Annotated in this window: 33 protein-coding genes; 25 read left to right on the top strand and 8 right to left on the bottom strand. The window is 41.0% G+C overall.

Going from position 1 to position 24404, the window contains the following annotated elements:
* Nucleotides 1–450: 450 nt before the first annotated feature.
* From M1F26_RS19080 to cpxR, 3 genes are all read right to left on the bottom strand, one after another.
* Entirely contained in the window at nucleotides 451–1887 is a 1437-nt protein-coding gene (locus M1F26_RS19080) for a capsule assembly Wzi family protein (RefSeq protein ID WP_140172993.1), read from the bottom strand.
* A 472-nt stretch (nucleotides 1888–2359) separates the two neighbouring features.
* Nucleotides 2360–3730, bottom strand: coding sequence for an envelope stress sensor histidine kinase CpxA (cpxA, locus tag M1F26_RS19075; protein ID WP_215954266.1), 1371 nt, complete (start codon nucleotides 3728–3730; stop codon nucleotides 2360–2362).
* On the bottom strand, nucleotides 3727–4425 hold the full coding sequence (gene cpxR / locus M1F26_RS19070) for an envelope stress response regulator transcription factor CpxR (RefSeq protein ID WP_004265224.1): 699 nt from the start codon (nucleotides 4423–4425) through the stop codon (nucleotides 3727–3729). The genes cpxA and cpxR overlap by 4 nt, the downstream gene beginning before the upstream one ends.
* 150 nt (nucleotides 4426–4575) lie before the next feature.
* Here cpxR and M1F26_RS19065 point away from each other — a divergent pair, with 150 nt between their 5' ends.
* Entirely contained in the window at nucleotides 4576–5163 is a 588-nt protein-coding gene (locus M1F26_RS19065; RefSeq protein ID WP_140172991.1) for a Spy/CpxP family protein refolding chaperone, read from the top strand.
* 269 nt (nucleotides 5164–5432) lie between these two features.
* Here M1F26_RS19065 and M1F26_RS19060 read toward each other — a convergent pair whose 3' ends face one another.
* Complete coding sequence (locus tag M1F26_RS19060) at nucleotides 5433–6404, bottom strand: tyrosine-type recombinase/integrase (RefSeq protein ID WP_264403084.1); 972 nt, start codon at nucleotides 6402–6404, stop codon at nucleotides 5433–5435.
* Nucleotides 6405–6470: 66 nt separating this feature from the next.
* Entirely contained in the window at nucleotides 6471–6770 is a 300-nt protein-coding gene (locus M1F26_RS19055; RefSeq protein ID WP_239407486.1) for a helix-turn-helix domain-containing protein, read from the bottom strand.
* A gap of 115 nt (nucleotides 6771–6885) precedes the next feature.
* Between M1F26_RS19055 and M1F26_RS19050 the strand changes: the two genes are divergently transcribed.
* From M1F26_RS19050 to M1F26_RS18985, 14 genes are all read left to right on the top strand, one after another.
* Nucleotides 6886–7176 (top strand): Cox family DNA-binding protein, encoded by a 291-nt coding sequence (locus M1F26_RS19050; protein ID WP_180312230.1) that lies wholly within the window; start codon nucleotides 6886–6888, stop codon nucleotides 7174–7176.
* A 1-nt stretch (nucleotide 7177) separates the two neighbouring features.
* A complete protein-coding gene (locus M1F26_RS19045; protein ID WP_071548757.1) occupies nucleotides 7178–7390 on the top strand; it encodes a hypothetical protein in 213 nt (70 codons plus the stop codon).
* A complete protein-coding gene (locus M1F26_RS19040; RefSeq protein ID WP_272540065.1) occupies nucleotides 7362–7523 on the top strand; it encodes a TetR family transcriptional regulator in 162 nt (53 codons plus the stop codon). Before M1F26_RS19045 ends, M1F26_RS19040 begins: the two co-directional genes overlap by 29 nt.
* Nucleotides 7524–7528: 5 nt before the next feature.
* On the top strand, nucleotides 7529–7960 hold the full coding sequence (locus M1F26_RS19035) for a DUF5347 family protein (RefSeq protein WP_200129333.1): 432 nt from the start codon (nucleotides 7529–7531) through the stop codon (nucleotides 7958–7960).
* Between the two features lie 68 nt (nucleotides 7961–8028).
* The gene (locus M1F26_RS19030; RefSeq protein ID WP_227528854.1) at nucleotides 8029–8289 is read left to right on the top strand and encodes a DUF2732 family protein; all 261 of its coding nucleotides are present in this window, start codon (nucleotides 8029–8031) and stop codon (nucleotides 8287–8289) included.
* The gene (locus M1F26_RS19025; RefSeq protein WP_154629811.1) at nucleotides 8282–8503 is read left to right on the top strand and encodes a TraR/DksA family transcriptional regulator; all 222 of its coding nucleotides are present in this window, start codon (nucleotides 8282–8284) and stop codon (nucleotides 8501–8503) included. Before M1F26_RS19030 ends, M1F26_RS19025 begins: the two co-directional genes overlap by 8 nt.
* 2 nt (nucleotides 8504–8505) lie before the next feature.
* Nucleotides 8506–8802, top strand: a complete 297-nt coding sequence (locus M1F26_RS19020) for a DUF3850 domain-containing protein (protein ID WP_154629812.1) — start codon at nucleotides 8506–8508, stop codon at nucleotides 8800–8802.
* Nucleotides 8795–9619, top strand: a complete 825-nt coding sequence (locus tag M1F26_RS19015; RefSeq protein WP_200129335.1) for a DNA adenine methylase — start codon at nucleotides 8795–8797, stop codon at nucleotides 9617–9619. Before M1F26_RS19020 ends, M1F26_RS19015 begins: the two co-directional genes overlap by 8 nt.
* Nucleotides 9619–9942, top strand: a complete 324-nt coding sequence (locus M1F26_RS19010; protein ID WP_123382079.1) for a DUF5405 family protein — start codon at nucleotides 9619–9621, stop codon at nucleotides 9940–9942. The genes M1F26_RS19015 and M1F26_RS19010 overlap by 1 nt, the downstream gene beginning before the upstream one ends.
* Nucleotides 9935–12358, top strand: a complete 2424-nt coding sequence (locus M1F26_RS19005) for a replication endonuclease (RefSeq protein ID WP_272540063.1) — start codon at nucleotides 9935–9937, stop codon at nucleotides 12356–12358. Before M1F26_RS19010 ends, M1F26_RS19005 begins: the two co-directional genes overlap by 8 nt.
* Complete coding sequence (locus M1F26_RS19000; RefSeq protein ID WP_200129337.1) at nucleotides 12355–12576, top strand: hypothetical protein; 222 nt, start codon at nucleotides 12355–12357, stop codon at nucleotides 12574–12576. Before M1F26_RS19005 ends, M1F26_RS19000 begins: the two co-directional genes overlap by 4 nt.
* Entirely contained in the window at nucleotides 12577–12771 is a 195-nt protein-coding gene (locus M1F26_RS18995) for a hypothetical protein (protein WP_200129338.1), read from the top strand. It begins immediately after the preceding gene.
* 2 nt (nucleotides 12772–12773) lie between these two features.
* The gene (locus tag M1F26_RS18990) at nucleotides 12774–13469 is read left to right on the top strand and encodes a terminase large subunit domain-containing protein (protein WP_200129339.1); all 696 of its coding nucleotides are present in this window, start codon (nucleotides 12774–12776) and stop codon (nucleotides 13467–13469) included.
* Nucleotide 13470: 1 nt separating this feature from the next.
* A complete protein-coding gene (locus tag M1F26_RS18985) occupies nucleotides 13471–13695 on the top strand; it encodes a hypothetical protein (protein ID WP_200129340.1) in 225 nt (74 codons plus the stop codon).
* A gap of 44 nt (nucleotides 13696–13739) precedes the next feature.
* Here M1F26_RS18985 and M1F26_RS18980 read toward each other — a convergent pair whose 3' ends face one another.
* From M1F26_RS18980 to M1F26_RS18970, 3 genes are all read right to left on the bottom strand, one after another.
* Complete coding sequence (locus M1F26_RS18980; protein WP_200129341.1) at nucleotides 13740–15140, bottom strand: P-loop NTPase fold protein; 1401 nt, start codon at nucleotides 15138–15140, stop codon at nucleotides 13740–13742.
* A gap of 512 nt (nucleotides 15141–15652) precedes the next feature.
* A complete protein-coding gene (locus tag M1F26_RS18975; protein WP_200129342.1) occupies nucleotides 15653–16690 on the bottom strand; it encodes a phage portal protein in 1038 nt (345 codons plus the stop codon).
* Complete coding sequence (locus tag M1F26_RS18970; protein ID WP_200129343.1) at nucleotides 16690–18447, bottom strand: terminase ATPase subunit family protein; 1758 nt, start codon at nucleotides 18445–18447, stop codon at nucleotides 16690–16692. Before M1F26_RS18970 ends, M1F26_RS18975 begins: the two co-directional genes overlap by 1 nt.
* A 158-nt stretch (nucleotides 18448–18605) precedes the next feature.
* Here M1F26_RS18970 and M1F26_RS18965 point away from each other — a divergent pair, with 158 nt between their 5' ends.
* The 10 genes from M1F26_RS18965 (at nucleotide 18606) to M1F26_RS18920 (ending at nucleotide 24330) form a co-directional block, all read left to right on the top strand.
* Nucleotides 18606–19433 carry a GPO family capsid scaffolding protein gene (locus tag M1F26_RS18965; protein WP_200129344.1) on the top strand — a complete coding sequence of 276 codons (828 nt, stop codon included), beginning with the start codon at nucleotides 18606–18608 and terminating at the stop codon, nucleotides 19431–19433.
* 12 nt (nucleotides 19434–19445) lie between these two features.
* On the top strand, nucleotides 19446–20540 hold the full coding sequence (locus M1F26_RS18960) for a phage major capsid protein, P2 family (RefSeq protein ID WP_200129345.1): 1095 nt from the start codon (nucleotides 19446–19448) through the stop codon (nucleotides 20538–20540).
* A 3-nt stretch (nucleotides 20541–20543) separates the two neighbouring features.
* Nucleotides 20544–21200: a phage terminase small subunit gene (gene gpM, locus M1F26_RS18955; RefSeq protein ID WP_071548741.1), complete on the top strand. Its 657-nt coding sequence runs from the start codon at nucleotides 20544–20546 to the stop codon at nucleotides 21198–21200.
* Nucleotides 21201–21288: 88 nt separating this feature from the next.
* Nucleotides 21289–21765 (top strand): head completion/stabilization protein, encoded by a 477-nt coding sequence (locus M1F26_RS18950; protein WP_071548740.1) that lies wholly within the window; start codon nucleotides 21289–21291, stop codon nucleotides 21763–21765.
* On the top strand, nucleotides 21762–21965 hold the full coding sequence (locus M1F26_RS18945; protein ID WP_071548739.1) for a tail protein X: 204 nt from the start codon (nucleotides 21762–21764) through the stop codon (nucleotides 21963–21965). Before M1F26_RS18950 ends, M1F26_RS18945 begins: the two co-directional genes overlap by 4 nt.
* 3 nt (nucleotides 21966–21968) lie before the next feature.
* Complete coding sequence (locus tag M1F26_RS18940) at nucleotides 21969–22274, top strand: phage holin family protein (protein ID WP_036962068.1); 306 nt, start codon at nucleotides 21969–21971, stop codon at nucleotides 22272–22274.
* Complete coding sequence (locus tag M1F26_RS18935) at nucleotides 22267–22710, top strand: structural protein (protein ID WP_036962066.1); 444 nt, start codon at nucleotides 22267–22269, stop codon at nucleotides 22708–22710. The genes M1F26_RS18940 and M1F26_RS18935 overlap by 8 nt, the downstream gene beginning before the upstream one ends.
* Before the next feature lie 42 nt (nucleotides 22711–22752).
* Entirely contained in the window at nucleotides 22753–23304 is a 552-nt protein-coding gene (locus M1F26_RS18930) for a DUF2570 domain-containing protein (RefSeq protein ID WP_071548888.1), read from the top strand.
* Nucleotides 23288–23716 (top strand): phage tail protein, encoded by a 429-nt coding sequence (locus M1F26_RS18925; RefSeq protein WP_036962064.1) that lies wholly within the window; start codon nucleotides 23288–23290, stop codon nucleotides 23714–23716. Before M1F26_RS18930 ends, M1F26_RS18925 begins: the two co-directional genes overlap by 17 nt.
* Entirely contained in the window at nucleotides 23713–24330 is a 618-nt protein-coding gene (locus M1F26_RS18920) for a phage virion morphogenesis protein (protein WP_071548738.1), read from the top strand. Before M1F26_RS18925 ends, M1F26_RS18920 begins: the two co-directional genes overlap by 4 nt.
* Nucleotides 24331–24404: the final 74 nt, after the last annotated feature.

Genomic DNA, 24404 nt, shown 5'->3' with positions numbered 1-24404 from the left:
ACTGCCAAAGGGTATGCCTCAGCATTTATTTGGTCAAGTAAAAAGCGCTTAATAATACCATTAAAGCTAGTTACTGACTATCACTGTGATAGTGTTAGGGAATAGTCCTAAGGGGAGTAGCAATACAATAAATTATTTTAAATTATCAGGTTATAATCCTATTCTTACGCCTTGTATGTGATTATATATTTAAGTTAAGTTATTCCTTGTATATCATTGCTTTTAGTGTGGGTTTAATAAAAACGAGATGCTTATATCTCCATATTTATCCTAATTTAGAGTAGTAATAGATTAATAAAATGCTTAATTGATTATATTAATTCACTTGGCTATCGGTAGAAATTATATGTGTAATATATTTTTGACTAGAATGACAATTTTTTTGGATAAAAAAACGGATTATGCCAAAACATAACCCGTTTTCGATTAAATATACTCAATGTGTGCCAATTACCACTTAAACGGCACGTTTACTGTAACGGCTGCACCTAAGTCATTGCGTGTTTCGTAATCAGTTTTAGATACCCAAACCTTCGCGTCAGTGCTGATGTCATAGTCAAAGTTATGCCACCAACCGAAATCAACACCTTTGATGGTTTCTGATTTAGGGAATAACTTGTTGCCATCAAAGTTAGATTTATTCACTTTCGCATACATGAGGCGGGTGCTAACACGGTTGTCATCATCGAGAGTGTATTCCACTTTGGTCGTGAGCATGCGCCCGTCACCGCCCATTGCGTGGCCTAGTGATGCACCTTGCTGATAGTAGCCTTCAGTATAGATAAAGTGGCGATACATGACGTTATCTTTATTCCACTCTGTATGGGTGTTCGCGCCTTCAATATACCAATTTAGTGGCTGGCCCCATAAGGTGTGGTAGCCTTCGATACCACCCATAAAGGCGTTTTTCGATGGGAAGAGGTTAGCCTCGTCTTCACCCACCATTTGGCCATAGAAACTGACGGGTAGGTCGATTAATGGGTAAAGTTTCAGTTTGAAGTCTAAACCGGCTAACTGGTTACCTGGGTCTTTGTTTTTGTCGCCTGTATTATCTTTCCCGCCCATGGCATCCCAGAAGGAATCCCAGTTATTAGGGCGGCCATCGCCTCCCCACATGACCACGCGTGAACCACCGAGTTCGAAGAAATCAGTTGGGTTCATGGTCATGCGCAGGCCAATCAGTTTAGTATTTTTGGGATCATACTGTTTGAATTGTGCAGCTGTTAACTGATATTGCCATGAACCAATCCAAGAAAGCCATGGTGTTTCAAATGGGCTTTGGTCTGCACGCTGAATTAAGAAACCGGTCATAGGGCGTGCGGCATCAGTTCGAATTAAGCTGCCGTCGTGGCCGGGGCCCCACCATTGTGGGATCTCACCAAAAGTTACCCACTGGTTCCAAATTTTTACACCACCGTATGAACCATTGAGGTTGTAATCAGAACCATTTTCAACACGTAAAGCACGTTCGCCATTCGCGGTGAGGTTTAAGTCTATATCGTCAGTACTGTAATTGCCTGAAACGGTATAGCGAATATCACTATATTCACTTTGAGCAAAGCCTTGTGGCATTGAGTTGTGGCTAGATGCAAGGTGAGTTTCTAGTTGAACACTGTTTTTCTTACGGTCAAGGTTCTTTTTAATGCGCTGAATAATGGCTTCTTGTTCGCTATTAGTAATATTTGCATTATTTAAAGAACGTGTGATTTCTTCTTGGGACAGTGGCCAAGTAGATAAGCTAATTTGAATAACGTTACGTTCAGAAAGCCAAGCAAGGTCACTGCGTAAGTTGTTATCTGGTAGAACTAATCCCCCTGCAATGCTTTGTGCACTGATGGTTCCGAGCACAGCAAGTATTGCTAGCTTAGTGAGCTTGAAATTTTTCATTGATAAATCCATTTGAAGTTGAGTTCGCCTAATACTGAACAGGTTAATAAATGAAAACCTATAAATAGAGTTAAAATATGATTATTATCCGCCACATTATAAGTATCTTAATTTGCATTGAGTTGGGCTTCTGTGCTTTCTATTAACTCAGCTATCACACTTTAACTAAGTAATAACAGAATATCAGATTAATATGTTAGGTATAGGAATTAGTAACATCTTAAGATGTAAAGCGATATGCTTTTTACTAGGCTAGTACGTTGCTAATTTCAAAAATTCTTTTCTATTATTCTTTTTTTTGCGTGTGAAAAATAGCAAAATAGAGTTTTATATTGGTTAGGTATTTGGGGATTGTTGTTTCTAGATGCAATATAGGACTATTCCCTATTAATAGGTATAAGTTAACTGAAAAAAATAAACCCCCATATTGAGAATGAAAATAAGGGGGTTTATTTGTATGAATAAAATTAATTTACCGGCCGTGTTCAGGTAGCCAGATTTGTAACCTTAAACCACCTAATGGGCTATCATCAGCCTTCACCCAACCTTTATGTTGTGTTATCGCGGTTTCAACAATTGCAAGGCCTAAACCAGTTCCACCGGTTTCCCTGTCTCGAGCTTCATCCGTGCGGTAGAACGGGCGGAAAATGTGCTCACGGTCAGCTGGGCTAACACCAGGGCCATCATCATCGACAGTGATTAAAATACCGTTATTTTCTTCTTTGAAATCAACGGCAATATGCGTGTGCGAATAGCGTAGTGCGTTACGCACAATATTTTCAAAAGCACTCCCGACAGCAGAAGGGTTGCAATATAGCGGCCAAGGTCCGGGGTTAGAAGTGACCTCGAGGGTTTTGTTCATTTGTTCGGCTTCAAAGCTAGCGTCATCTAAGATATCGCCCCAAAGTTCATCGGCTTTGATATTTTCACGCAAGATCTCGTTTTTGTGCTGGCTACGAGATAGCACCAGCAAATCGTTAATCATGCTATCTAGGCGATGGGTCTCGGTTTCGATGCGTTCTAACTCTTTACTTTCCCCATGGCGACGGCGCAATAAGGCTGTTGCTAGCTGCAAACGTGTCAATGGCGTTCGTAATTCATGAGAAATATCAGAAATTAAGCGTTGCTGTGCGCTAACCATACCATCAAGTGCGCTGATCATCTGGTTAAAGCTATTCCCAGCAGACAAGAACTCTTGTGGGCCGGCTTCTAGTTCTGGGTGTGGACGTAAATTTCCTTTCGCTACATCGTCCGCGGCCATTTTTAATTTACGAGCAGGGCGGGCGAGACTCCAAGATAACCATAATAATAACGGAGCACTGATCAGCATTGTGGCAATCAGTAATAAGAAAGGCCTATCAAACAATAAGTTAATAAAGTCAGATTGCGGGCTGCTTGCTGGGCGAACTAAATATAGCTGGTAGTGGTCTTCCCCATCGCGAATGGAGAATGGCCCGAGGATTTCAGCTCGTCCATATTTTTTCTTTTTCGGGTGATCTGCGTTATCGGACTGGCCAATAAAGTTACGTATCACCTGCATTTCACTTGGCATAGCACCAATCACACGGCCTTCACTGGTGACGATAATCAACCGTTGGCCGGGTGGTGCCCATTTTTTGATGGCGTTAGAAATTCGCCGCCACCAAAGAAGGTCATTGAGCGGAGCTTGTGCGAGTTCGGCTTCAATATGTTGTTCAAGCATCTCCCCTTGGCGTTGTTCACTCTCCATAAGGACGGTGATTTGCCGAGAGTCGAGCTTGGGAACCATCAGCACTAGCATTAATACTAGCGCGAGGGTAAACCAGAAGATCGCAAAGATCCTTGCGGTTAAGCTGTTGATCATGTGGCAGAAACCATTAAGTATCCGCGGCCACGTAGAGTTTTAAACCACGGCTGGCCATCAGTGCGCTCTGGCAGTTTGCGGCGTAAGTTTGAAATATGCATATCAATAGCACGGTCAAACGGTGTTAAGCGCTTCCCAAGTACTTCTTGGCTAAGGTGTTCACGAGAAACAACTTGGCCTAGGTGCTGTGCGAGCAGATATAACAACGTAAATTCGGTACCTGTTAAGTCCAAAATTTCATCATCAAAGCTGGCTTCTTGGCGGCCTGGGTTAAGTTGCAGTTTATCAACTTGTAAAACAGGGGTATTGCTATTGTCGCCTTGGGTTTGCTCGCTCCAGTTAGAGCGGCGTAATAAAGCACGAATACGCGCGACCAGTTCACGGTCATTGAACGGTTTAGGTAGATAGTCGTCTGCACCTAATTCTAGGCCCAGAACTTTATCTAGCTCACTACCGCGAGCCGTTAACATGATTACGGGGGTCTGATGGATTTGGCGCAGTTCTTTTAATGTCTCAATACCATTTTTTTTCGGCATCATGACATCAAGTAGTAACAGGTCAATGGATGAGTCAATTTGCTGTAATGCCTGTTCACCATCATAGGCGATGACAACATTGAAACCTTCCATTTCCAGCAGTTCTTTTAATAGCGACGTGAGTTCACGGTCGTCATCAACTAATAGGATTTTATGCATTTTTTAAGTCCTCCAACTGCCAAAATACGATAACAATCTGTACGATTCCATGACTTTACGTTCTTTTACATGCTCTGACGCTAGTTTGCAGCCACAGGTGTATATTTGTTCACATTGAATCACGAGCACAGTTCGGAGACAAGGTGTCAAATGCTGAGAACAACACATAGCAAAGTACATAATACAGTACATAAAACCGCAATGTTAGTTTTAGCTTCTGCGTTTGTGTTCGGGCCAGCGGTTGCTTTTGCAGAAGAGCCACAAAGTGCTGCAAATGAAAGTTCAACACCTTTGATGTTACAGATGCAGTCTGAGCCAACTACTACGCCGTCAGGCAATGCGGTTGTGCCCTTTCAACATCATGAATTATTTAGCAGTGAAGAACGTGCTAGTACCTTTATGTTTAATGGTATCACGTTAAATGAAAAACAGCGCCAGCAATTACGTGATTTAATGGCAACACAGCGTCATTATCATGTTGATAACACTGCTTTAGTTAAAGAACGTGAAACGCTGCACAAATTAATTATAGCGGATAGCTTTGATGACAAAGCGGTTCGTGAAGAGCTTGAAAAGCGAATGCAAAAAGAACTGGAACAACGTGTTGAAATGGCTCGAATTCACCATGAATTGTACCAGTTGTTAACGCCAGAACAGAAAACAGAGCTTGAACACATTCACCAACAAGAAATGAATCAGCATAAAATGGCGGAATTTCAAGCGATGCAGTTTCAATAAGTTTAGTTGTTAGTACCTGTAGTAATGCAAGTTAGTTAATTTTATATCCTGAGTTCCATAGTAAGTAGTGAAGTAGCAATAAGTGAAGTTTTTCCTTGCCATAGACACCATCCCTGTCTTTTATAGCCCCTGTTAGGGGCTTTTTTTTATCTCAAAAATAAATAAATCCTTTATTTATCAATGTGATAATTTTTTATTAGGCGTCCATAAAAGTCACGAAAAATCATAAGTGTGGACAGTCCGTGGACACTTTGAACGCCTATTAATGCTTAAATACTAATACCCCCATTTAATGGATTTAAGGTAATAGCAAATTGCAAATAATCAGGGGCTAAGTGAGCATAAGCCATTGTCTGTTGAATATTGGCGTGACCTAATATTTGTTGCAGCGCAACAATATTGCCACCATTCATCATGAAGTGACTTGCGAAAGTATGCCTAAGAACGTGCGTAGCTTGACCGTCTGGCAAATCAGGTTTAACAGCTTTTAGTTTCAGCCTGAAACTTTCGTAATCAACATCAAACAATAAGCCGGTTTGCTTAGTTTTTATCTCCTTTTCTAATTCCTCAGAAATAGGAACTATGCGTGATTTCCCATTTTTAGTTTTTAGAAAAGTAACTCGCCCATTTTTTACTTGCTTACTCTGTAGTGTTGCTGCTTCTCCCCACCTTGCGCCTGTGCTCATACAAAATATGGCGATTTTCTTTTCTTCTGATGATAGCTGAGCTAGTAATAAACTAATTTCATCATGAGTTAAGAATGTCATTTCAGGCGGTGTTTCTTTGAGAGGTGGCAAGCCGTTAAGTGGATTATCTGCATTAAACACCTCAAGCTTTTTGAGTGTAGAAATCATGCCTGATAAACGATACATATCGCGATTAATAGTCGCTGCACTTGTTCCACTTAGTAACCTATCACTACGATGCTCAAGTAATACTTGTTTATTCAATCTGTTAATTGCGGGGTCACCAAGAAACTTAATTGTTTTTTTAAGTTGTCTTTTCTCTATCGAACCATTTTCAGTTGTTTGGCCATAATAAAGCCACCAAAGTTCTAGTAGGTTACTTAAAAGCCGCCTATCTGCTTTCGTTCCCGCTTTTTTAGCATTCGCCATTGTGTAACGTTCAAAGGCAATCGCTTCTGATTTTTTATCGAATGTTTTCCTGATCCGGTTTCCGTTCCGTCCAAGAGGTCTAATGTCCACCATATATCGACCATCATCGGTTTTTTTAATTGGCATATTGCAGCCCTCCGATGTGGCAAAGCGACTGGCTATCAATCCAGTCTATAAACTCATAATGTAGATTTAACCAATTTTCCTTTCGGATTGGGATGACGTTTTGTTTTCTTGCCCATCAGGGGAGAGAGGCGGACTAATTTGGCCTGCGGACTCAAATGTTTCATTGATTGTTAACCACATTGCATACTTCTTAAATTTTTCGGCTTGTATTACCGATTCCATCGTTGATGCTCCTGCGGGTTGATGCCCTGTTTCGTACTTCTTTATTGTACTCAGGGAGATACCTGTTAAATCAGCAAACTCTTGTTGAGTAAGTTTTTCTGATTTACGTATGAGTAAAAGTTTTTTTGCATAATCTATTGACATGGTTCTACCTAAAGAACTATTCTTGGTTCTAAATTTAGCACCCAAGAGGTTAAAGAAAAGCCTACAAATGCAAAACTAAGCATCTGTAAGCGTCCAACAAAGGAGATTATGCCACATGAACACTAAAGAATTAGAAAAGTATTTGCAGGTTCATTACCCAGTTGATGCGGTTCCTTATAAAAAATTCGCTGATCTGATCGGTAAAAGTGAATCAGCAGTAAAAAATATGGTTGAGAGAAATAAGTTACCGCTGATTGTTTGGCAGAATCCAGACAATGAGGGAGATGTTAAAACGCGAGGTGAAAACTGGGTTTATATCCCTGAATTCAACCGCGCAATGCGTGATGCATTTTTGAATAGACCAAAAGAGCAAAGGGATGCATGGTTGCTTTGGGTGGGCTTGTAATATGAAAGCTGAACAAATCTCAACTCACAGTTTTAAATATCGTGGCTTCCTAATCGTTAAGTTACCGGCTAAAGCTATGAATCCAGTAACCCGTTTTCATGTTCAACGAAATGATGATTCTTACGGGTTATTTGATTCTATGGCTCAGGCGACTAAATATATTGATTGTTTATATGGTGAAAAAAATGACTCAATTACATTTGCAACAGCATAAACATAAATTAACCGGTTCATCCGTTAATAAATTTAAAAGCAAGAAAAAACGCCAATTAACCTTGATGGATAAAATATTATTGGTTGGTGGTGTTTTGTTCTTTTTATATTTGTTCTCAGTTTCTATTAGATAAAAATAATGGGTAATTCAGCGGCTGTATTAGTGAAAACTAAACAGTTAATCCAGTTACTAGGTAACGTAAAGCAAGATGCAAGGCCAGCGGATGTAATAGCGCACCAAGCAAATATCAAGCTTTATCAGAATCAAGGGGCAACCTTTGAAAATAGAGTAAATGGGTTAAACCAAGCCGCGAAGTTAAGAACATCTGTATTTCATTGTAATAAACAAAATCCAGATAATAGAGAGCTAGCCGGATTTATTGAGTATTTGAGATTAAGTAATGTACGGATGCTAAATATGATTTTTTATTTAGCGGAAATAAAAAGCAATCAACATCATCTAGGTTTCGATGAATTTAATAAAGAGGAACAACAAGCAATTATTTCAGCAATAAACCAAATTAAAGCACTCGCGGCGCTATTACCTAAACATATCGCCATGCCTATTTAAGGTAAATAAACAAATTAATGACGTTAGCGCGTCAGGGATTTCTACATTCTAAATCTGAGGGTTGGATAATGAAAAATAAAGAGATAAAGCCAATTTTGATAGGTGTTGATACTGCAACCGGTAAGCGCGATTACTCCGCTGTCGCTATCAGTATTACAGCAATTCGCGAAGATGAACGCAAAACCATGTATGACAAATTTTCATCTCGCCTTGATGCCCTTGCATGCAAGTTAATTAACGAAAAGTTAAATGATGAACAAATTCACCAGTTATTAGTTGGTGAGTCTGAGCATTACTCAAATCTGGCTGCGGAGCTGGATCATGTCTAAAGAAATTGACCGCGCTAGCGACCACGAAATGCTTATGCGTGAACAGCAAATAAAAACCATTACTAATCGCCTAGTCAGTGTTTCAGCTTTCGAATGTGAAGATTGTGGCAAGCCGATTCCAGAAGAACGCCGCATCGCATCACAGGGCTGCATTCGTTGTATTGACTGCCAAACGATTTTTGAGCTTAAAAGTAAACATTATCGGAGCGTGTGAAGATGAAAAGAAAACATGAGCTCAAGCTAGCCCCTCATTACTTTCAGCTCGTTCAAGATGGTTTGAAAACAGCAGAGTTTCGCCGTGCCGATAGGGATTTTCAGGTTGGTGATGAACTGTTTTTACGTGAATTCAATTCAATCAATAAGCCTTATGCCAGTTACACCGGTAATGCTATCTCATGCCTTATCACTGATATCACAAAAGTCAACGAGGTTTACCCAGAGCTAAGGGCATTACCTCCATTTGTAATGATTTCATTTTCAGTTATTCGAATTGAGGATAATTATCGTGGCTAAATCAAATAAAACCATCCTCAAATGGGCAGGTTCTAAAGTTCGAATTATGGACCAATTACGCCCACACTTACCGAAAGCAAAACGGTTAGTTGAGCCGTTCGCTGGATCATGTGCAGTGATGATGAATACTGACTATGAGCAGTATTTAATTGCTGATGCTAACCCTGATTTAATTAACTTATATGAAACTCTTACTATCTTACCTGAGAGTATGTTAATAGAGGCTTTACCACTTTTTAGAAGGAATAATAGCGCTGATTATTATCTTGCTAGATCAGAGTTTAATGATAGTAAACAAGCATTATCACGGCTAAGACAAGCAAGTTTATTTCTATACTTAAACAGGCATTGCTTCAACGGGTTGTGCCGTTATAACCAACAAGGCAAGTTCAACGTCCCCTTTGGACAATACAAAGCACCGTACTTTCCTAAAAATGAAATTGATAGTTTTTGTGATAAGGCTTACCTCACTAAAACTCAAATTTTAAATCTTGAATGGCAAGATACCCTTTCATTAGTTGATTTCAGTGATGGTGTTTATTGTGATCCACCCTATATGGGCGGGCGTGATAGCTTCACGCAATATCATACCGCCGGCTTTACTGATGCAGACCACGAAGTATTAGCAATTACTCTAAAAGATATTAATGATATCCAAGGTAATCCAATCACCGTTTCTAATTCACCAGAAGCAAAGGCGCTTTACGCTGACCTCGGTTTTACTATTCACGAGATAGAAGCACCGCGCACCATTGCTGGTAATGGAAAGCGAACGCCGGCTAAAGAAATTATTGCTGTTTTAGCGGGGGTTAATTAATGATTCTCGATCCTAAAGACGGCGTATACATCAGCGGGACAGCCTTTGCTATTCAGCGCCATGTTGATGAAGATTCAAATGCGGTTCAATGGCGACTATTGCAAATCAATAAAATGGCTCGTTGCTATGAGTTGGTTTGTTGCCATTCTGATCCGTGGATGCTGGCGATTGAATTAACTTCTTATCATGTTAGCCGCGTTAAAGGTAAAGGCATCAAATCATTAGATGTTTACCGCCAAACAGTTGATATCATTTCACGCCGTTGTGAAACGGCCATCAACGCATTACGACCTGAAACCTTGGGTGGTGCGCTAAATGTCTAAGGTATTAGATTTTACGCAGCAACCGTTAACTTATACCGCGGATATGACTTTTCCGTATCCGTGGAATAAGCCAGAAAAAAATAATTACTACAAAGCTGATATTGACGCACTTGAGAAATCCCTTACCCATGAACAACAAATTCATGCGCAAGCGATTTTAGATGAAATTGAAACTTTACCGCGTATTTTACGTTATCGTATTCAAAAGCATTATGAATACATCATTAAAGAGTCAGGCCACTATAAAGCTTATGAATTTTTACGCTCTGATTTTTATAAGCGGATATTTCCTCGTATCACCGCGGTTAATTCACGATATGAATTAAAAACGAAAGCACTATTGACACTTTCAACTCGCTTTACACCTGAAATCAGTCAATTTAACCGGTTGTTTGACCTTTATGACAAACCAATCAAAAAACTGGCAGAGCACATTTCTAATGGTTTTTTCACTCTATATGAAGCCTATTGCGACCAGCTAACCGAGCAAAACGGCGGTGATCGTGAAATTATCTATGAAGATTCAGCACAAACTCAAATTTACGGGGCATTGGCTGAATTATCTCTAAATTTACATGTCACGCCGCTTTATCACCAAAGTTATCTCAAAGTTTTAAAAAATCGAAAGCGCCGCAAAGGGAAGCAAAACCTAACCACGCACCAAGTGATCGCAGCTATTTCTCGTCTTGTAAATGCAGATTACTGGCACCGAAAGCTAAAAGCCCATAGAACACAATGGATTGAGGCAATCATGATTGCCAATATGGACGTGTGCATTAATCGCCACCCATACGCCAGCAAACAAGCTATCCGCGCGGTTCAAGCACAGCGTTTATCCAACATGCAATATTTACAGGGTATGGATATTCAAGATGTTGAAACAGGTGAGCGTTTTGATCTGTTCGATAAAGTGATGGCCAGTGTGTCAAACCCTGAAATTCGCCGCATGGAATTAATGGCGCAAATGGCAGGGATTGAGCGCGTGGCAAAAGAACGCGGTGATATCGGGATGTTTATCACGTTAACGTGCCCGTCAAAGTACCACCCGACAAAGCAAAGAAAAGAGAAAAATAAAGAAACCGGACAAGATGATTATTACGCCGTACTAAACCATAAATGGAAAGATGAGGCTTACACGCCAAAAGACGGACAGCGATATTTAGTCAAAGTGTGGTCACGCATTCGTTCTGCTTTTAATGATAACAATATCAATATTTATGGTGTTCGTGTTGTCGAGCCGCATCATGACGGCACCCCACACTGGCATATGCTGCTTTTTGTTGATAAGGCCAGCCGAGAAAAAGCCATTGATATTATGCGTAAACGTGCCCTGAAAGAGGATGGTAACGAAGCTGGCGCACAAAAATACCGGTTTGAGTATAAGCACATGAACCGCGGCGGTGCCGTGGGTTACATAGCTAAATATATTGCTAAAAATATCGATGGGTATGCCCTTGATGGTGAGATAGACCACGAAACCGGTAAAGACTTAAAAAGCATGGCGGCAGCGGTTACCGCATGGGCGTCAACGTGGCGCATCCCACAATTTCAATTTTATAAACTCCCCTCTAAAGGCGCATATCGTGAGTGTCGACGCTTACCTCGTGGTATTTCCATTGCTGACAAACTTGGTGATATTGCTGAACGTGTCCGAGCTGCCGCCGATGAAGGTGATTTTTTTAATTACGTCATGTCACAAGGTGGCCCATGTATCCGCAGAAGTGAAGAGACAATACGTGTTGCCCGTGAAATCGGTGACGTCAATGTTTACGGCGAGGAAGTTCAAAAGGTTGTTGGTATTTATCATCAACTCAAAGCCGATGCACCAGTACTTAAAACCCGTGAAAGAAAGTACCAAATCGTCAAGAAAAGTGACGTTGACGTTGACCTTAATCTTTTAAGAAGCGACAGCGGAGCGCCTCGGAGTCCTGTCAATAACTGTAGATCGCGGATCACATCCAATCTATCAGATGTGCAATTTTACGAGCCTGAACAGGGTTCAGGTGAAGTATGCAACATTAAGGAATACGGTTTCGCGTTTATAGAAAAGGACGCTAATAACGCCGCAGGCAGCGAAATATCACAGGGTAAGCAGCAAAGGCAGATATCAAGCATTGAAGTAAGTGAGGTCGATAAGGAAATTCAGTCAGAAATTATCAATTTTGCCAACGAAGTCGGCATTAATTTCGATATTCCACAGATTGAAACCATGTTCATTAACGGTTTAGGCGTGAGTGATGAGCTGCATTTTATAAAAGTTGATGGGGAACGGCTGAGATTGAGCTTAAACGAGAGTGGGAAAGAGCTACAAAAAATGGAATTAAGGGTTCAAAAAGAAACCATTAGTGAAAAGTACAGGCAACGATATACCAATGCGTTAATGCGAATTAATAAGTTGAGAGAGGAAAACAAATGAGTGATGGAATAATTATTTCTTTAATCGTTTGGGGGATAGGTGCTTTGTTTTTTTGTACATCCATTATTTGGCATTACAAAAGACAACCAGCCGATAGATTACCTATGTGGGCAACCATTCTGATTATTATTTTTTGGTTTGCTGCATTAATTATGGCGATGTTACTCCTATTAGCTTTGTGGATTGACAATAAATATTTTACTAATGAGGAGGGTTAATTGAGAACTTATTTTTTCCCACCTTATGAGCCGGAATATGACGATAAAAAGATATGCATAGTAATTGACCGCATTGTTATGTTTAAAGAGGCCAGATTAACACAAGGTGCAACAGAAATTTATTTAGATAATGGTGATAGAGTAATTACATCTCTTGATGTTAATTCAGTTAATAAAATCATCAATGGGGAATAGATATGAATTTTAAAATAAATGTAACAAATGAATTATTAATAGAATTAGCCTATAAAGTACATGTTGATTTAAATGTTTGGCAAGCAAGATGGAACCATAACCAATTCCATCGAAATAGAGTGCTGGAAAAGGCAAGACAGATAGGTTCATCATGGTATTTCTCATTAGAGGCACTAAATGACGCCTGTTTAACTGGAAGAAATAAAATATTTATTGGCGATGCCTTGACTATTCAAGCCGAAATTAAATATCTGTGTTATCACGCGAATCAACACAGAGTTGATGTTTTAATTGACCACTTTGAAGAAAACAACCGGTTAATGATTCAGTTAAATAATGGCGCAAAAATTTATTTTGTTTCTACAAATTGCCCTGCTGTTGCCAATATTGTAGGGGATGTATATGTCCCTGAATGGTCGTGGAGTAGCGAACCATCACACGTTCTATTTTTAGCAAAAGGCATAGCGAATCACAATAAATGGCGTAGAACATTTTATTCCACTCGTTCTAGATTAGACCCTGCAAGCCAGCAAGGTGTAATTAATTGCATTAATGAAAAAGCGTTTATTGATAGGGTTAATTTATTTGAGTCAACACTTGATAAGGTATGGATTATCAAAAAAATAAAAGAAGAGGCTGAAAAGTACCACCCTGATGCTTTCGGTGAAATGTTTCTCTGTAAATTCAACGGGGGTTGACATGTTAGGTTATCAACCCAAAAAGCAACACCAAGAACTTTTAGCCAGTGCCAAAAGAAAAGAGTTAATGAATTTCATAAACAAGGTTGACAATTTAATAATAGAAGAGGAACTCAAGGTTATTGAGGTAGTACGATGTTTCGGTATTATTCTAGCGAAACATAAGGCTCTTGATGAAATGACACTGACAGAAATCGAAGTCAATTTACCACCGAAGAAGCCATAAAATAAAAAAAGCCGTGTAATAACGGCTTAATTTTTATCTTAATATTAAGATAAATCGACATATTCCATGTTTTCACTTAATTTTTCAAATACATGAACCTTCCAATTATTTATTGTATAACGCTCATATGCCTCCGAGGTGTTTACGATATTTCGTAGCTCATCTTCGATTGGTCTCAATCTACTCGCATTGATGTGAGTTTTATTTTTCTCAAATAAAGCAGTTAATGTAGCATCATCACAATAATGATAATCTATTAGAGCATGCAAATTGCTACAAATATTATTAGTATCACCACTCAGCATTAATTCTTTTTTAAATTCATCATTATATTTTTCTTTATGTAAAAAACCAGTCATTAAATCAATGCTTTTGACACGAGAAAATATTAATATCGATATTGCATAGCTCTCAAAAAGTTTTAATCTACCGCTATCTTCACTAGAGTAACACAATTTATACAAAGATACACACCGTTCCGCCTCTCTTAGTGATAGACTACTGCATGCTAACAAGTAAGATAAACTCCTATTTATATGTTGGTTTTTAATATATATACCTATATATTTAGAGAATATATCAAATAAATAATTAGAGTTTTCATCCAGATTTGATCCAGTAACTCGAATAGTTTTTAAAATAGGCAATTTGAACCACATGTGTATAAATTTATTTAGATATATTGAAGTATTAATATTGCCATAAGTTAACTTTATGGTTTCTTCAAATTGGCTTCTATTCATAACCAATAAAAAGCAAAAACCTCTTACATCAAAGAGGTGCTTTACCTTTTCAATTATTCCTAATGAAAAATCGGGTTTTGCTCTATCTAGCTCATCAATGATAAATAATGTTTTTTTCCCTGTTGAAGTATATATATTCTCTAATACACTTTTAAAGCTTTCTATTTCATTAGCTTCTTTACTTGCACCTTCAATTTTTTCCTCAATAAATTTTTCTAAAGGTTCTGATAGTGCATCTGTCACTGTATCTTTTATCTGATCATATACTTCATTAGAAATTAATTTAGATGATAGTAAACTTACAACAGCCTTTGGTGTATGTTTTAGCATACTTAATGCAACAGCTTTACTTACTTTAAGAAAATTATCTTTAAAACCTTCATTATTTTCTTCTAATTGAATCATTGAATATATAGAGGCTAACATTGCTAATAGTGGGTCTGACTGGTAATCATTTTTGAATGCATCAAAGTAAATAACATTAATATTATCAGATTCATATTTTTTTACTTCACCAACAACCATTTTTACAAATGATGTTTTCCCATTCCCCCATTCATCATCAAGACCTAGAACTATACTATCATCGGAAGACATTGATGCTATATTTTTAATTTGCTTATATAATTTTTTTCTTCCAAAAATATCATTTTCAGGTGTAAAACCTTCATCAAAATTAGGTTGTATAGGTAATAAGCTCACAATAAAATTCCTTTTTGTTTGTATCAAAATATAGTTCTAAGAACATAAATATATGTCAAATTATATTTGTGTCAAATTCGCAATTTCCCGCACAAATCCGCAAGATCAAAAAAGGATCGTTACCCACGTAAAGCCCCACCATTGGCGCGGTTCTAACGATCTCTTGCGGGTGCATGAAAACCGACCTATTTAGTGGGCAGGCGTGGCGGGGCTACGATTGCGCGGCGAGGTGTTTATTGTTAAATATCCGTCCGCAAAATCTCCGAACCGTCACAGCGTTAAAATCAAATTTCTATAACCTAGATAGCAATTAATTTTGCACGCTTTGTGGTGGCGTATAGTGCGTTTAAATCGCTATTTGATGGGGGTAATTTATTGCGGATTCGTCTTGGTGAGTTAGGTTTGGTATAATACAGTGGGGTTCTATTATTATTTAGGGCATCGAGATCACCTACCTACGGGCAAAAAAAATACCGCCTCAGTGGGCGGTATCATTGAATTAACGAGTGATATTATTCGTCGTCCAAGTCCAGCGAGTACTTATCAAACTTAATAATCTCCCCACCAAACCAATCATTAAGCTGCATCATTTTACTTTGTAAAGGCATCAACTCATTACGCACAAACACCTTTGCCGCTTTTTCCACATCACCAAAGCCGCCCACATTTTCAGGAATGATCCCCATGATTTGCGGGGGCACGCGGTGTGCCGCTAACATATCATCACGACTTACATTTTTAATATTAAGGAATTCATCTTTTGCCGCCGCTTCAGAAAGAGGGATGGTTTGGATACCGTCTTTCTTTCCCCCTGGTGCGTACAAAAATAAATTGCGAAAGTTCCCTGGTCCTTTACTGCTTTTGAGTGCTTCACGGATTTTATCAACATCATCGGTTTTCTGTGCTGCATCACTGATATACAGAATATAACCGGCATGCGAACCATTGAGATAATATTTACGGCGAAATAGTGTTGCCGATTCATTGAGCAGTACGGAGGGGATCGCCGCAAGATATTCAGGCAAGCCGTATAACTCTTGATTAATATCCGGCTCAATCAAATGAAACACTTTGCCCGTTTGAAATTCATACGGTTTAATATCGTATCCGTATTGCACAAACCAGTAAGTTTCTAAGTCAATACCACGGCGGGTAAACTTTGCCGGCGAATGTTTAAAATTCAGCGACTGCCCCAGACGGTTATTTCGTTCTTCAAGATACCCATTACCAAACAGTAAAAAATCTAATGCCCAGCTATCAAACGTCTGACGACTTAAATATTTATTGGGTATAAATGTGCTGGTGAGAATGTTACGTTTTACATAAATCGCGCTGCTATGGTGTGGGGCTGCACGGAACGTGCGCGCAAGGCCGTTAAAACTAATTGGCGGCTCATAGTAATTATCAATTTGCACACATTCCAAATAATCAAAAATTTCACGCTTATCAAGCACAGGGATTGGGTCACCGAAAGTGAATGCTTCCATTGATGCGCTGTCGGTTTTTTGCGCCAGTGTTTGTGATTGGCGTTTTTTATTTTTACGGCTCATTAAAAGACCTCGACAATGTTATGTTGGTTGTGATTTTCACCGGTGATCGGTTCGTTATAAAGGGCGTGCATGGTTGCCCACGCTAAGTCAGCATGGCTGGCTTCTTCGCTGCGGTCAGCTTCATAAGTTGGGCGGTTACCACTGGCGGTAGTGGCACGGCGAATGGCCATAAAAGATTGCGTGATATCATTACTACCCGCGTCATATTCCAACCGGTCATGGCTAATCACGTCATAAGCTTTAAGCACCAATGCATTTTTTAAGGCAGGGTTATAGACAAATTCTTTTGCAGCAGGGAAAAATTCCCGCACGTTTTGTAGGACTCCGTGACCAATACCTGTGGAATCAATCCCGATGTATTGCACGTTGTAACGCTCGGTGAGTTCTTTTATCGCGTCCGATTGCGCGCGAAAATCCATGCCACGCCATTGATGATGCTCAAGTATGCGAAACTTACCACCTTTGTGTAGCGGCGGCGCAATCACCACGCAACCCGCACTATCTCCGTTTTGAGTACCTTTCGCGGGGTCATAACCAATCCAAACAGGGTGATAGGCGTATGGGCGTATCATTAACGGCTGAACGTCGTCCCATATTTCCCAACTGTCCACCATGCATTTTTGCATTAACTGCAAATTAAAGATGGATGCAATATCATCGACAAACTCACACATCAGCAAGTTTTCGAATTCATCAGGGCTGTATTCTAAATAGAGTTGATCAATATCGAATAAATTACACCCGCCGCGCATGGCATCTTCAATGGTGACAATTTGCCGCCACTGACCATCCCCACACATCATGCCATTCACTAACGCTTGATGGCTGATATCGACCTCAACGTGATCGGCCTTACGACGACCACGATTAAAGAGCTTTCCAGACCAGAACGGATACGCACTGTGGGTCAATGCCGAGGGAGTTGAAAAGTAGGTTTGACGCCATTTCTTGTGCATAGCCATACCGGAGGCGACTTTGCGTAATTCTTGGAATTTGGGTATCCAGAAATACTCATCAAGATACAAATTACCGTGGTAACTCTGCGCGGTACGGGCATTGGTACCAAGAAAATACAGTGTCGCCCCATTAGGTAAAACTATTGGATCACCTTTTAAGTCAACATCCACTTCTCGTGCCATATCAATGATGTACCCTTTGAATACATGCGCTTGGGCTTTACTTGCTGATAAAAATATTTGGTTTCGGCCTGTGGTGAGTGCATCCATAAAGGCTTCACGAGCGAAAAAGTAAGTCGCCCCGATTTGGCGTGATTTTAAAATGTTACGAATGCGGTGTTGATGGCCGGCACCATACCAAACCTTTTGGTAGGCAAACATATTTTCACGAAAGATTTCTTCCAGCTTTTCAATCTGCTCTTCGCTAAATAAATTCTTCTCAGGGGCGCGGCGTTCACCTTTATTGCGATTGGCCAGTTTCGGGTTCAAATCAACCTCATTGCCACCGTTTTGATACTTGTGAATTTTGGCGTGTCGTTCGACCTGCCGGTAAAGCAAGTCAATTTCTTTAAAGTCTTTACCCTCTTTATTTTCTTTGCTAATTAGCGTACAAAGTCGCATTTCCAGCGTCATTTCCACGCGCTCAACGGGGGTAATCTCATCCCATTTGTCGCGCCGTTTCCAGCTGTGGATAGTGGCAGCTTTTTCTTTGAGGATTTCAGCAATACGCGCAATTCGGTACCCGTTAAAATACAGGTGCATCGCGCGTTTTCTTGGGTCAAAATCGTGTAATGTTTTCATGTCGCCAGATTACTGGCTCACACGCCCAATCGCCCCGAGCTGCCGTTGTGCCATTTCCCACACAATGGCAAAGCATTGTTTCTTAGCCCCCATCCCTGAAAACATAGGCTCATCAATTTTTTAACTACGCATTAAATTTAATTGCCGGAGCCTGAGCAATGACAAAAAAATCTAAACCTGTGCGCCTTTGTGTTGAGGGAGCCACAACCGATGGACGTAAAGTGCAGCGCCAATGGCTCACTGATATTGCCAAAAATTACGACCCATCCGTTTATGGTGCTCGGATCAACATGGAGCATCTAAATTATGAATGGATGCCGCGCTTTGGGGATGTGGAATCTGTTTACACAGAAGAAATCAGTGAAGGTGCTCTGAAAGGTAAGCTTGCTCTATACGGGATTTTATCACCAACAGATTCATTAATTGAGATGAATCGTAAGCGTCAAAAGGTTTATACCTCCGTTGAAATCAACCCTAATTTTTCCGATATGAATTCGGCCTATTTGGTGGGCTTAGCTGTCACGGATAACCCTGCCAGCCTTGGCACGAGCATGTTGGAATTTAGCGCGGGTGCAGATAAAACCGCGACTTTCTCAGAACGCAAGCAAGATAAAGATAACGTCTTTACGGCGGCGGAAGAAACGGTGATTGAATTTACCGAAGAAGAAAACAAACCAGAAAAACCCAGATTGAAAGATCGCATCATGGCGAAATTCAGTCGCGAACGTCAGCGCAATGATGTTGAACTCAATGATATTCACCAAGCGGTAGAACTTTGCGCGGAAGAGCAAACCGAAACTGCACAAAAGCTGACTCAGCTTGAAACACAAGTTAAAGCGTTATCGGGGATCAAGAAAGAAAATGAAACCCTGCGCAGTGAGCTGGACCAACTCAAAAAAGATTTGAGCCAGCAAGATAATCAGCAACACCGCCCCACGTCTTTTGGCGGCAATACAACCAACACTGAAAACCTGACTGATTGCTAAACGGGAAAAACAATGAGAAAAGAAACAAAAGTTAAATTTAACGGTTACATGACCCGTCTAGGTGAAATTTATGGTGTTCAGCCACACGAATTCACAGATTCAAAAGTGGAAATTGAGCCTTCGGCAGCCCAAAAACTGGAAAGCAAAATTCAGTTAAGCGCCGTCTTTCTGACCAAAATTAATATTGTGCCTGTCAAAGATCAAGTGGCCGAAAAAATCGGCCTCGGCATTGGCTCAACGGTTGCCGGCACGACGGACACCACCAAAAAAGACCGCGAACCGACTGACCCAACTCAATTGGCCAAACAAGGTTATCACTGCCGCCAAACGAATTTCGATACCGCTATTCGTTATGAAAAACTGGATATGTGGGCGATGTTTGAAGATTTCCAGCGCCGTATCCGCGATGCCATTATTCAGCGTCAAGCCCTTGACCGCATCATGATTGGCTTTAACGGGACACATCGTGCTGCAACCTCAAACCGCGAAGTCAATAAACTCCTGCAAGACGTGAATATCGGTTGGTTACATAAAATTCGCCTTGAAGCCCCTGAACATGTTTTAGGTTCTTCAACCGATAAAGACACCAACCAAATCACCGCTGAACCTATCAAAGTGGGTAAAGGTGAAGAGTATGAAAACCTTGATGCACTGGTTATGCAAGCTGTTGACCACGCGATTTCAGAAGTGTACGCCGACGATACCGATTTAGTCGTTATCTGTGGCCGCTCACTTTTAGCCGATAAATATTTCCCTATCGTCAATCGTGATCAAGCCAATACCGAGGCGTTAGCTGCGGATGTGATTATCAGCCAAAAACGCCTCGGTGGATTGCCGGCGGTACGTGTTCCTTATTTCCCGAAAAATGGAATGCTTATCACACGATTAGATAATTTATCTATTTACTGGCAAATCGAATCACGCCGCCGTCAAGTGGTAGACAATGCCAAACGTGATCGTATCGAAAACTACGAATCAGTGAATGAAGATTACATTGTTGAAGATTACGACTGTGTGGCGTTGATTGAAAACATTGAGCTGACGTCTGGAAAACCGGCAGAGCCTACTGAGCCGGACGAAGTAAAAGACGCGCCAACCGGAGAATAAGCTGTGAATCCGTGGGAACGAAAACGCATGCAGGTTGAAGCCAAGAACGTCAGCGACTATGGCGTTCTTGCTGACCCCTCGGCAGCAACACAAGTCAAATTGATGTTGCGCCAACACATGCGGGATTTAGGTAAAACCCAATCATTTGAACGCAAAGCCGCGTACAAACGTAAAGCCTTACCGCTATACGAAACGTGGATCACTGAAACATTAAAAGGCAATTCAGGCGTTCAAGATGATGTTTTGATGTACCTGATGTTGTGGAGTTTTGACGCGGGTTTGTACGCGCAAGGGCTAGATATAGCGGAGTATGCATTAAAACACAAGCTCGCCATGCCGTCAGGCCAATCCCGCACAACCGGTTGTGCTATTGCCGAAGAAATGGGGGATAGAGCCAAAGAAGCCTATACCGCAAAAAATCCCATTCCATTGGATATCTTGCAGCGCACCATGGCATTAATTGAGCATGAAGATATGCCCGATAAAGTCCGCGCCGAGCTACATAAATGGCTCGGTTACAGCTTGCGCGATAATGATTTTCCGCAACCGGCTTTATGTGAATTAATGCGTGCCCTTGAGCTCAATGAGCGCAGTGGGGTTAAGCAGGACATTAAGAATATTGAAAAGTTTTTGTCAGCAAAAAACAGGGCTGATGAATAAAGAACGTGCCAACGCGCAAGGCGGCGCGAGATAAGAAATTTATTTTTCGGACTCTCGCCCACCGCCTACCTATTTTTAAGGTGACCTTATGGATTTTGTTTCACCCGAACCAGCTAACGAAAAAGACGAAACAATCACCAGTGGTGATTTTTGGCCTGTGATTAATACCCGCGCATTTCGGGAATCAATGCGAGTTGACGGTACGGTCACCCAAAGCCGATTAATTGAAGCCTTAAAAAACGCCATCATCGAAACCAACCGTGAATTATCCCGCTTTCAACAGCAAGAAATCCACTTGGGCTATACAACGTTAGGCGCGGTTCCGGCCAGCAAAATTACGCATGGGGAGATTGACGTATCGGAATTAGTGATCCTTTATCGCCGTGCCGTATTCAGCGCAGCAAAAGCAAACTTAATCGAACGTTACCGCGATATTGATACAACCCCCAACGGTAATAAAAAAGCCGACGCCCTTGAGCCCAATATTGATGATTTACAGCGCGATGCGATTTGGGCAATTCAGCGCATCAAGGGAACGACACACAATATTGTTGAATTGATATGAAAATCAGAACGATAAAAGGTGACACCATAGACGGGATATGTTGGCGATTTTACGGCAGAACGACAGGCATGACCGAGGCTGTTTTGTTAGCGAATCCCAATCTTGCCGAACATGGTGCCGTGCTACCTGCGGGGCTATTGATTGAGTTACCTGAAATTACCGAAGAGCCGGTACAGCCACTTATACAGCTATGGGATTGATACATGTTTGATAAAGATCCGAACAGTTTCGGTATCGCACAGTGGTTATTAATGCTCTTCATTTCAATGTGGGGAGGTGTTGTGAGATACATCATTGACGTTAAAACGAATAATGCCCCGTGGAGCTGGTTTGCGGCTTTTATGCAAATGGTCGTTTCCGGCTTTGTCGGGTTGTTAGGCGGATTGCTCTGTATTGAGGGAAATCAGAGCATTTATATCACCCTATTCACCACCGGTGTATTTGGTGCGATGGGAAGTATCGGACTTTCCTATTTATGGTCACGCTTTACTGGAGGAAAACATGTCTAACGTACCACGCGGCATACGCAACAATAATCCGGGCAATATTGATTATAACCCGAGAAACCCATGGCGAGGGGAGCTGGCCTTTGACCCTAGCATTGAGCCCCGTCATAGCCGTTTTGAGAAACCTGAATACGGTATTCGCGCATTATTCAAGCTTTTGCGAACCTATTCAACCTATGCAGGAAAACAAGGGGTTGGTTGCGGCAAAATTGATACGGTGGAAGAAATTATTGAACGTTGGGCGCCGGCAAAAGACCGTAATAATACAGAGGGTTATATTAATCGTGTCTGTAAAGAAACGGGCTTTGGTCGTCGTGATTGCCTTGATGTTTATGACAAAGAAACGGCATTCAAAATCGCTAAAGCGATAGTCCATGTTGAAAATGGTCAGCAGCCATACAGTGATGAGCTGTTTGAAAAAGCGTGGGCGATGTTGTGATGTTTGAACCCAATAATGCGAGACGAAAAGCTTATGTTTAATATGAAAAAGTGGGGAATCGCTTTCGCATTATTCCTTGTCGTCGGTGTCATATTCGCCGGCTGGCAAGGTCTCAAAAAAATAGACCAGCTCAATGAACGAGTCGGCATACTCACGGCAGAAAACCAACAACTTTCGTTAGACGTTGATAAAAAAACCGCACTGATCACTGACCAATCATTAAGTTTTCACCGTGCAAATCAAATCGCGGGTGATGCCTATCGTCGCGGTATTATTCAACGCGCCGCCGCCGAGGAAAGAAAAATTGAATATAAAACCCTTCTTAAAAACGAGCCAACGTGTGATTTACCTGTGCCTAAGTATCTTGCTGATCGGGTGCTCGACAACACCTACCGTATCCGTGCAAACGCAATGCGTTCCCATTCCGAAAACACTCACCCAGCAAGTACCACCGCCTCTACCGGACGGGTTCTAACTTATTGCGATTTGGCTTTGATGGTTGACCCTTTACTTGCAGCCTTAGAAACCGCCAATATTCAACTAAGTGCGATTGAGCAATTTGATGAGGAACGGAACCGTGAAAAAGCTCATTAACTTACGGGAATATTTAGACAGCAAAATTCCATTTCTCAAAGATAACCCCGAAAATTTATACTTGTTCGTTGAAAACGGGCGGATTATTTCCACGTTAGAAGAAACGCCCAGTTTTGAATATGAATACACCGCTAATATTATTATTGAGCGTTATAGTGGTGACCAAAATGTCTTAATTGCAGTAGTCAATGATTGGCTAAGAAAAAATCAATCCGATATTTCAGCGAACCCCGCAAAGCGGCAACAAGATTTTAGATTTGAAGCGGTGATTTTAGATAACAAAACCGCCCACATCAGTATTGATTTAAATCTCACCGAGCGTGTATTAGCGATTGATAACGACGGCAAATATGTGATTGAGGCTACCCCTGAGCCGGCCAACCCGTTTAATGAATGGCCAACGACACGATGAATGATGATACTTTGCGTCAACTTGACAGTGAATTAACGCATTTATTAACTCGCATGTCGCAAGGCCAGCGCCGGCAGCTCGCCAAAGAAATCACTCGCGATTTACGCCGTTCTCAAATTAAGCGCATTTCACAACAAAAAAATCCGGATGGCAGCCCATACACCAAACGCAAAGCGAATTTCATCACGGTACAACGTGAAATCCAATTTATGTGGCACGGTCAAAAACGTACCTTACGGAACTGGCGAGGTAATAGCAAAACAATCACTGGCCAAGATGCGAATAAAAAAGCCCAGCGCTCATTTCGTAAATCAGATATTCAGCGCTATATCAGTATCAAGAAAGATAAAATCAGTACAGAGCGCAAAACCAAGCAAACCCGCATGTTTAAAAAACTGGCCACCGCCCGTTTTTTACGCGCCTATAATAGCGATAAAGAAGCCGCTATTTATTTTTTACCTTCCGCAGCAAATATTGCCGGTGTACACCAATTCGGTTTAACAGAGCGTATTGGTAATGCAAAAATAACCTATCCATCACGCCAGTTGTTAGGGCTCACTCCGCAAGAAATCAGGCATATTGAAAGTCAGATTATTGATTTCCTCTCACGATAATGTGTATCACTGACTGCACAAAAGGCAGTAGCTGCAATCAATACACTATCAATGGCACGCTTAAGAAAATCATT

The organism is Providencia sp. PROV048 (genome assembly GCF_033688165.1).
Classification (GTDB): domain Bacteria; phylum Pseudomonadota; class Gammaproteobacteria; order Enterobacterales; family Enterobacteriaceae; genus Providencia; species Providencia hangzhouensis.
The sequence above is the reverse complement of the archived record's forward strand: the minus strand, read 5'-3'. Positions and strand labels throughout refer to the sequence as shown.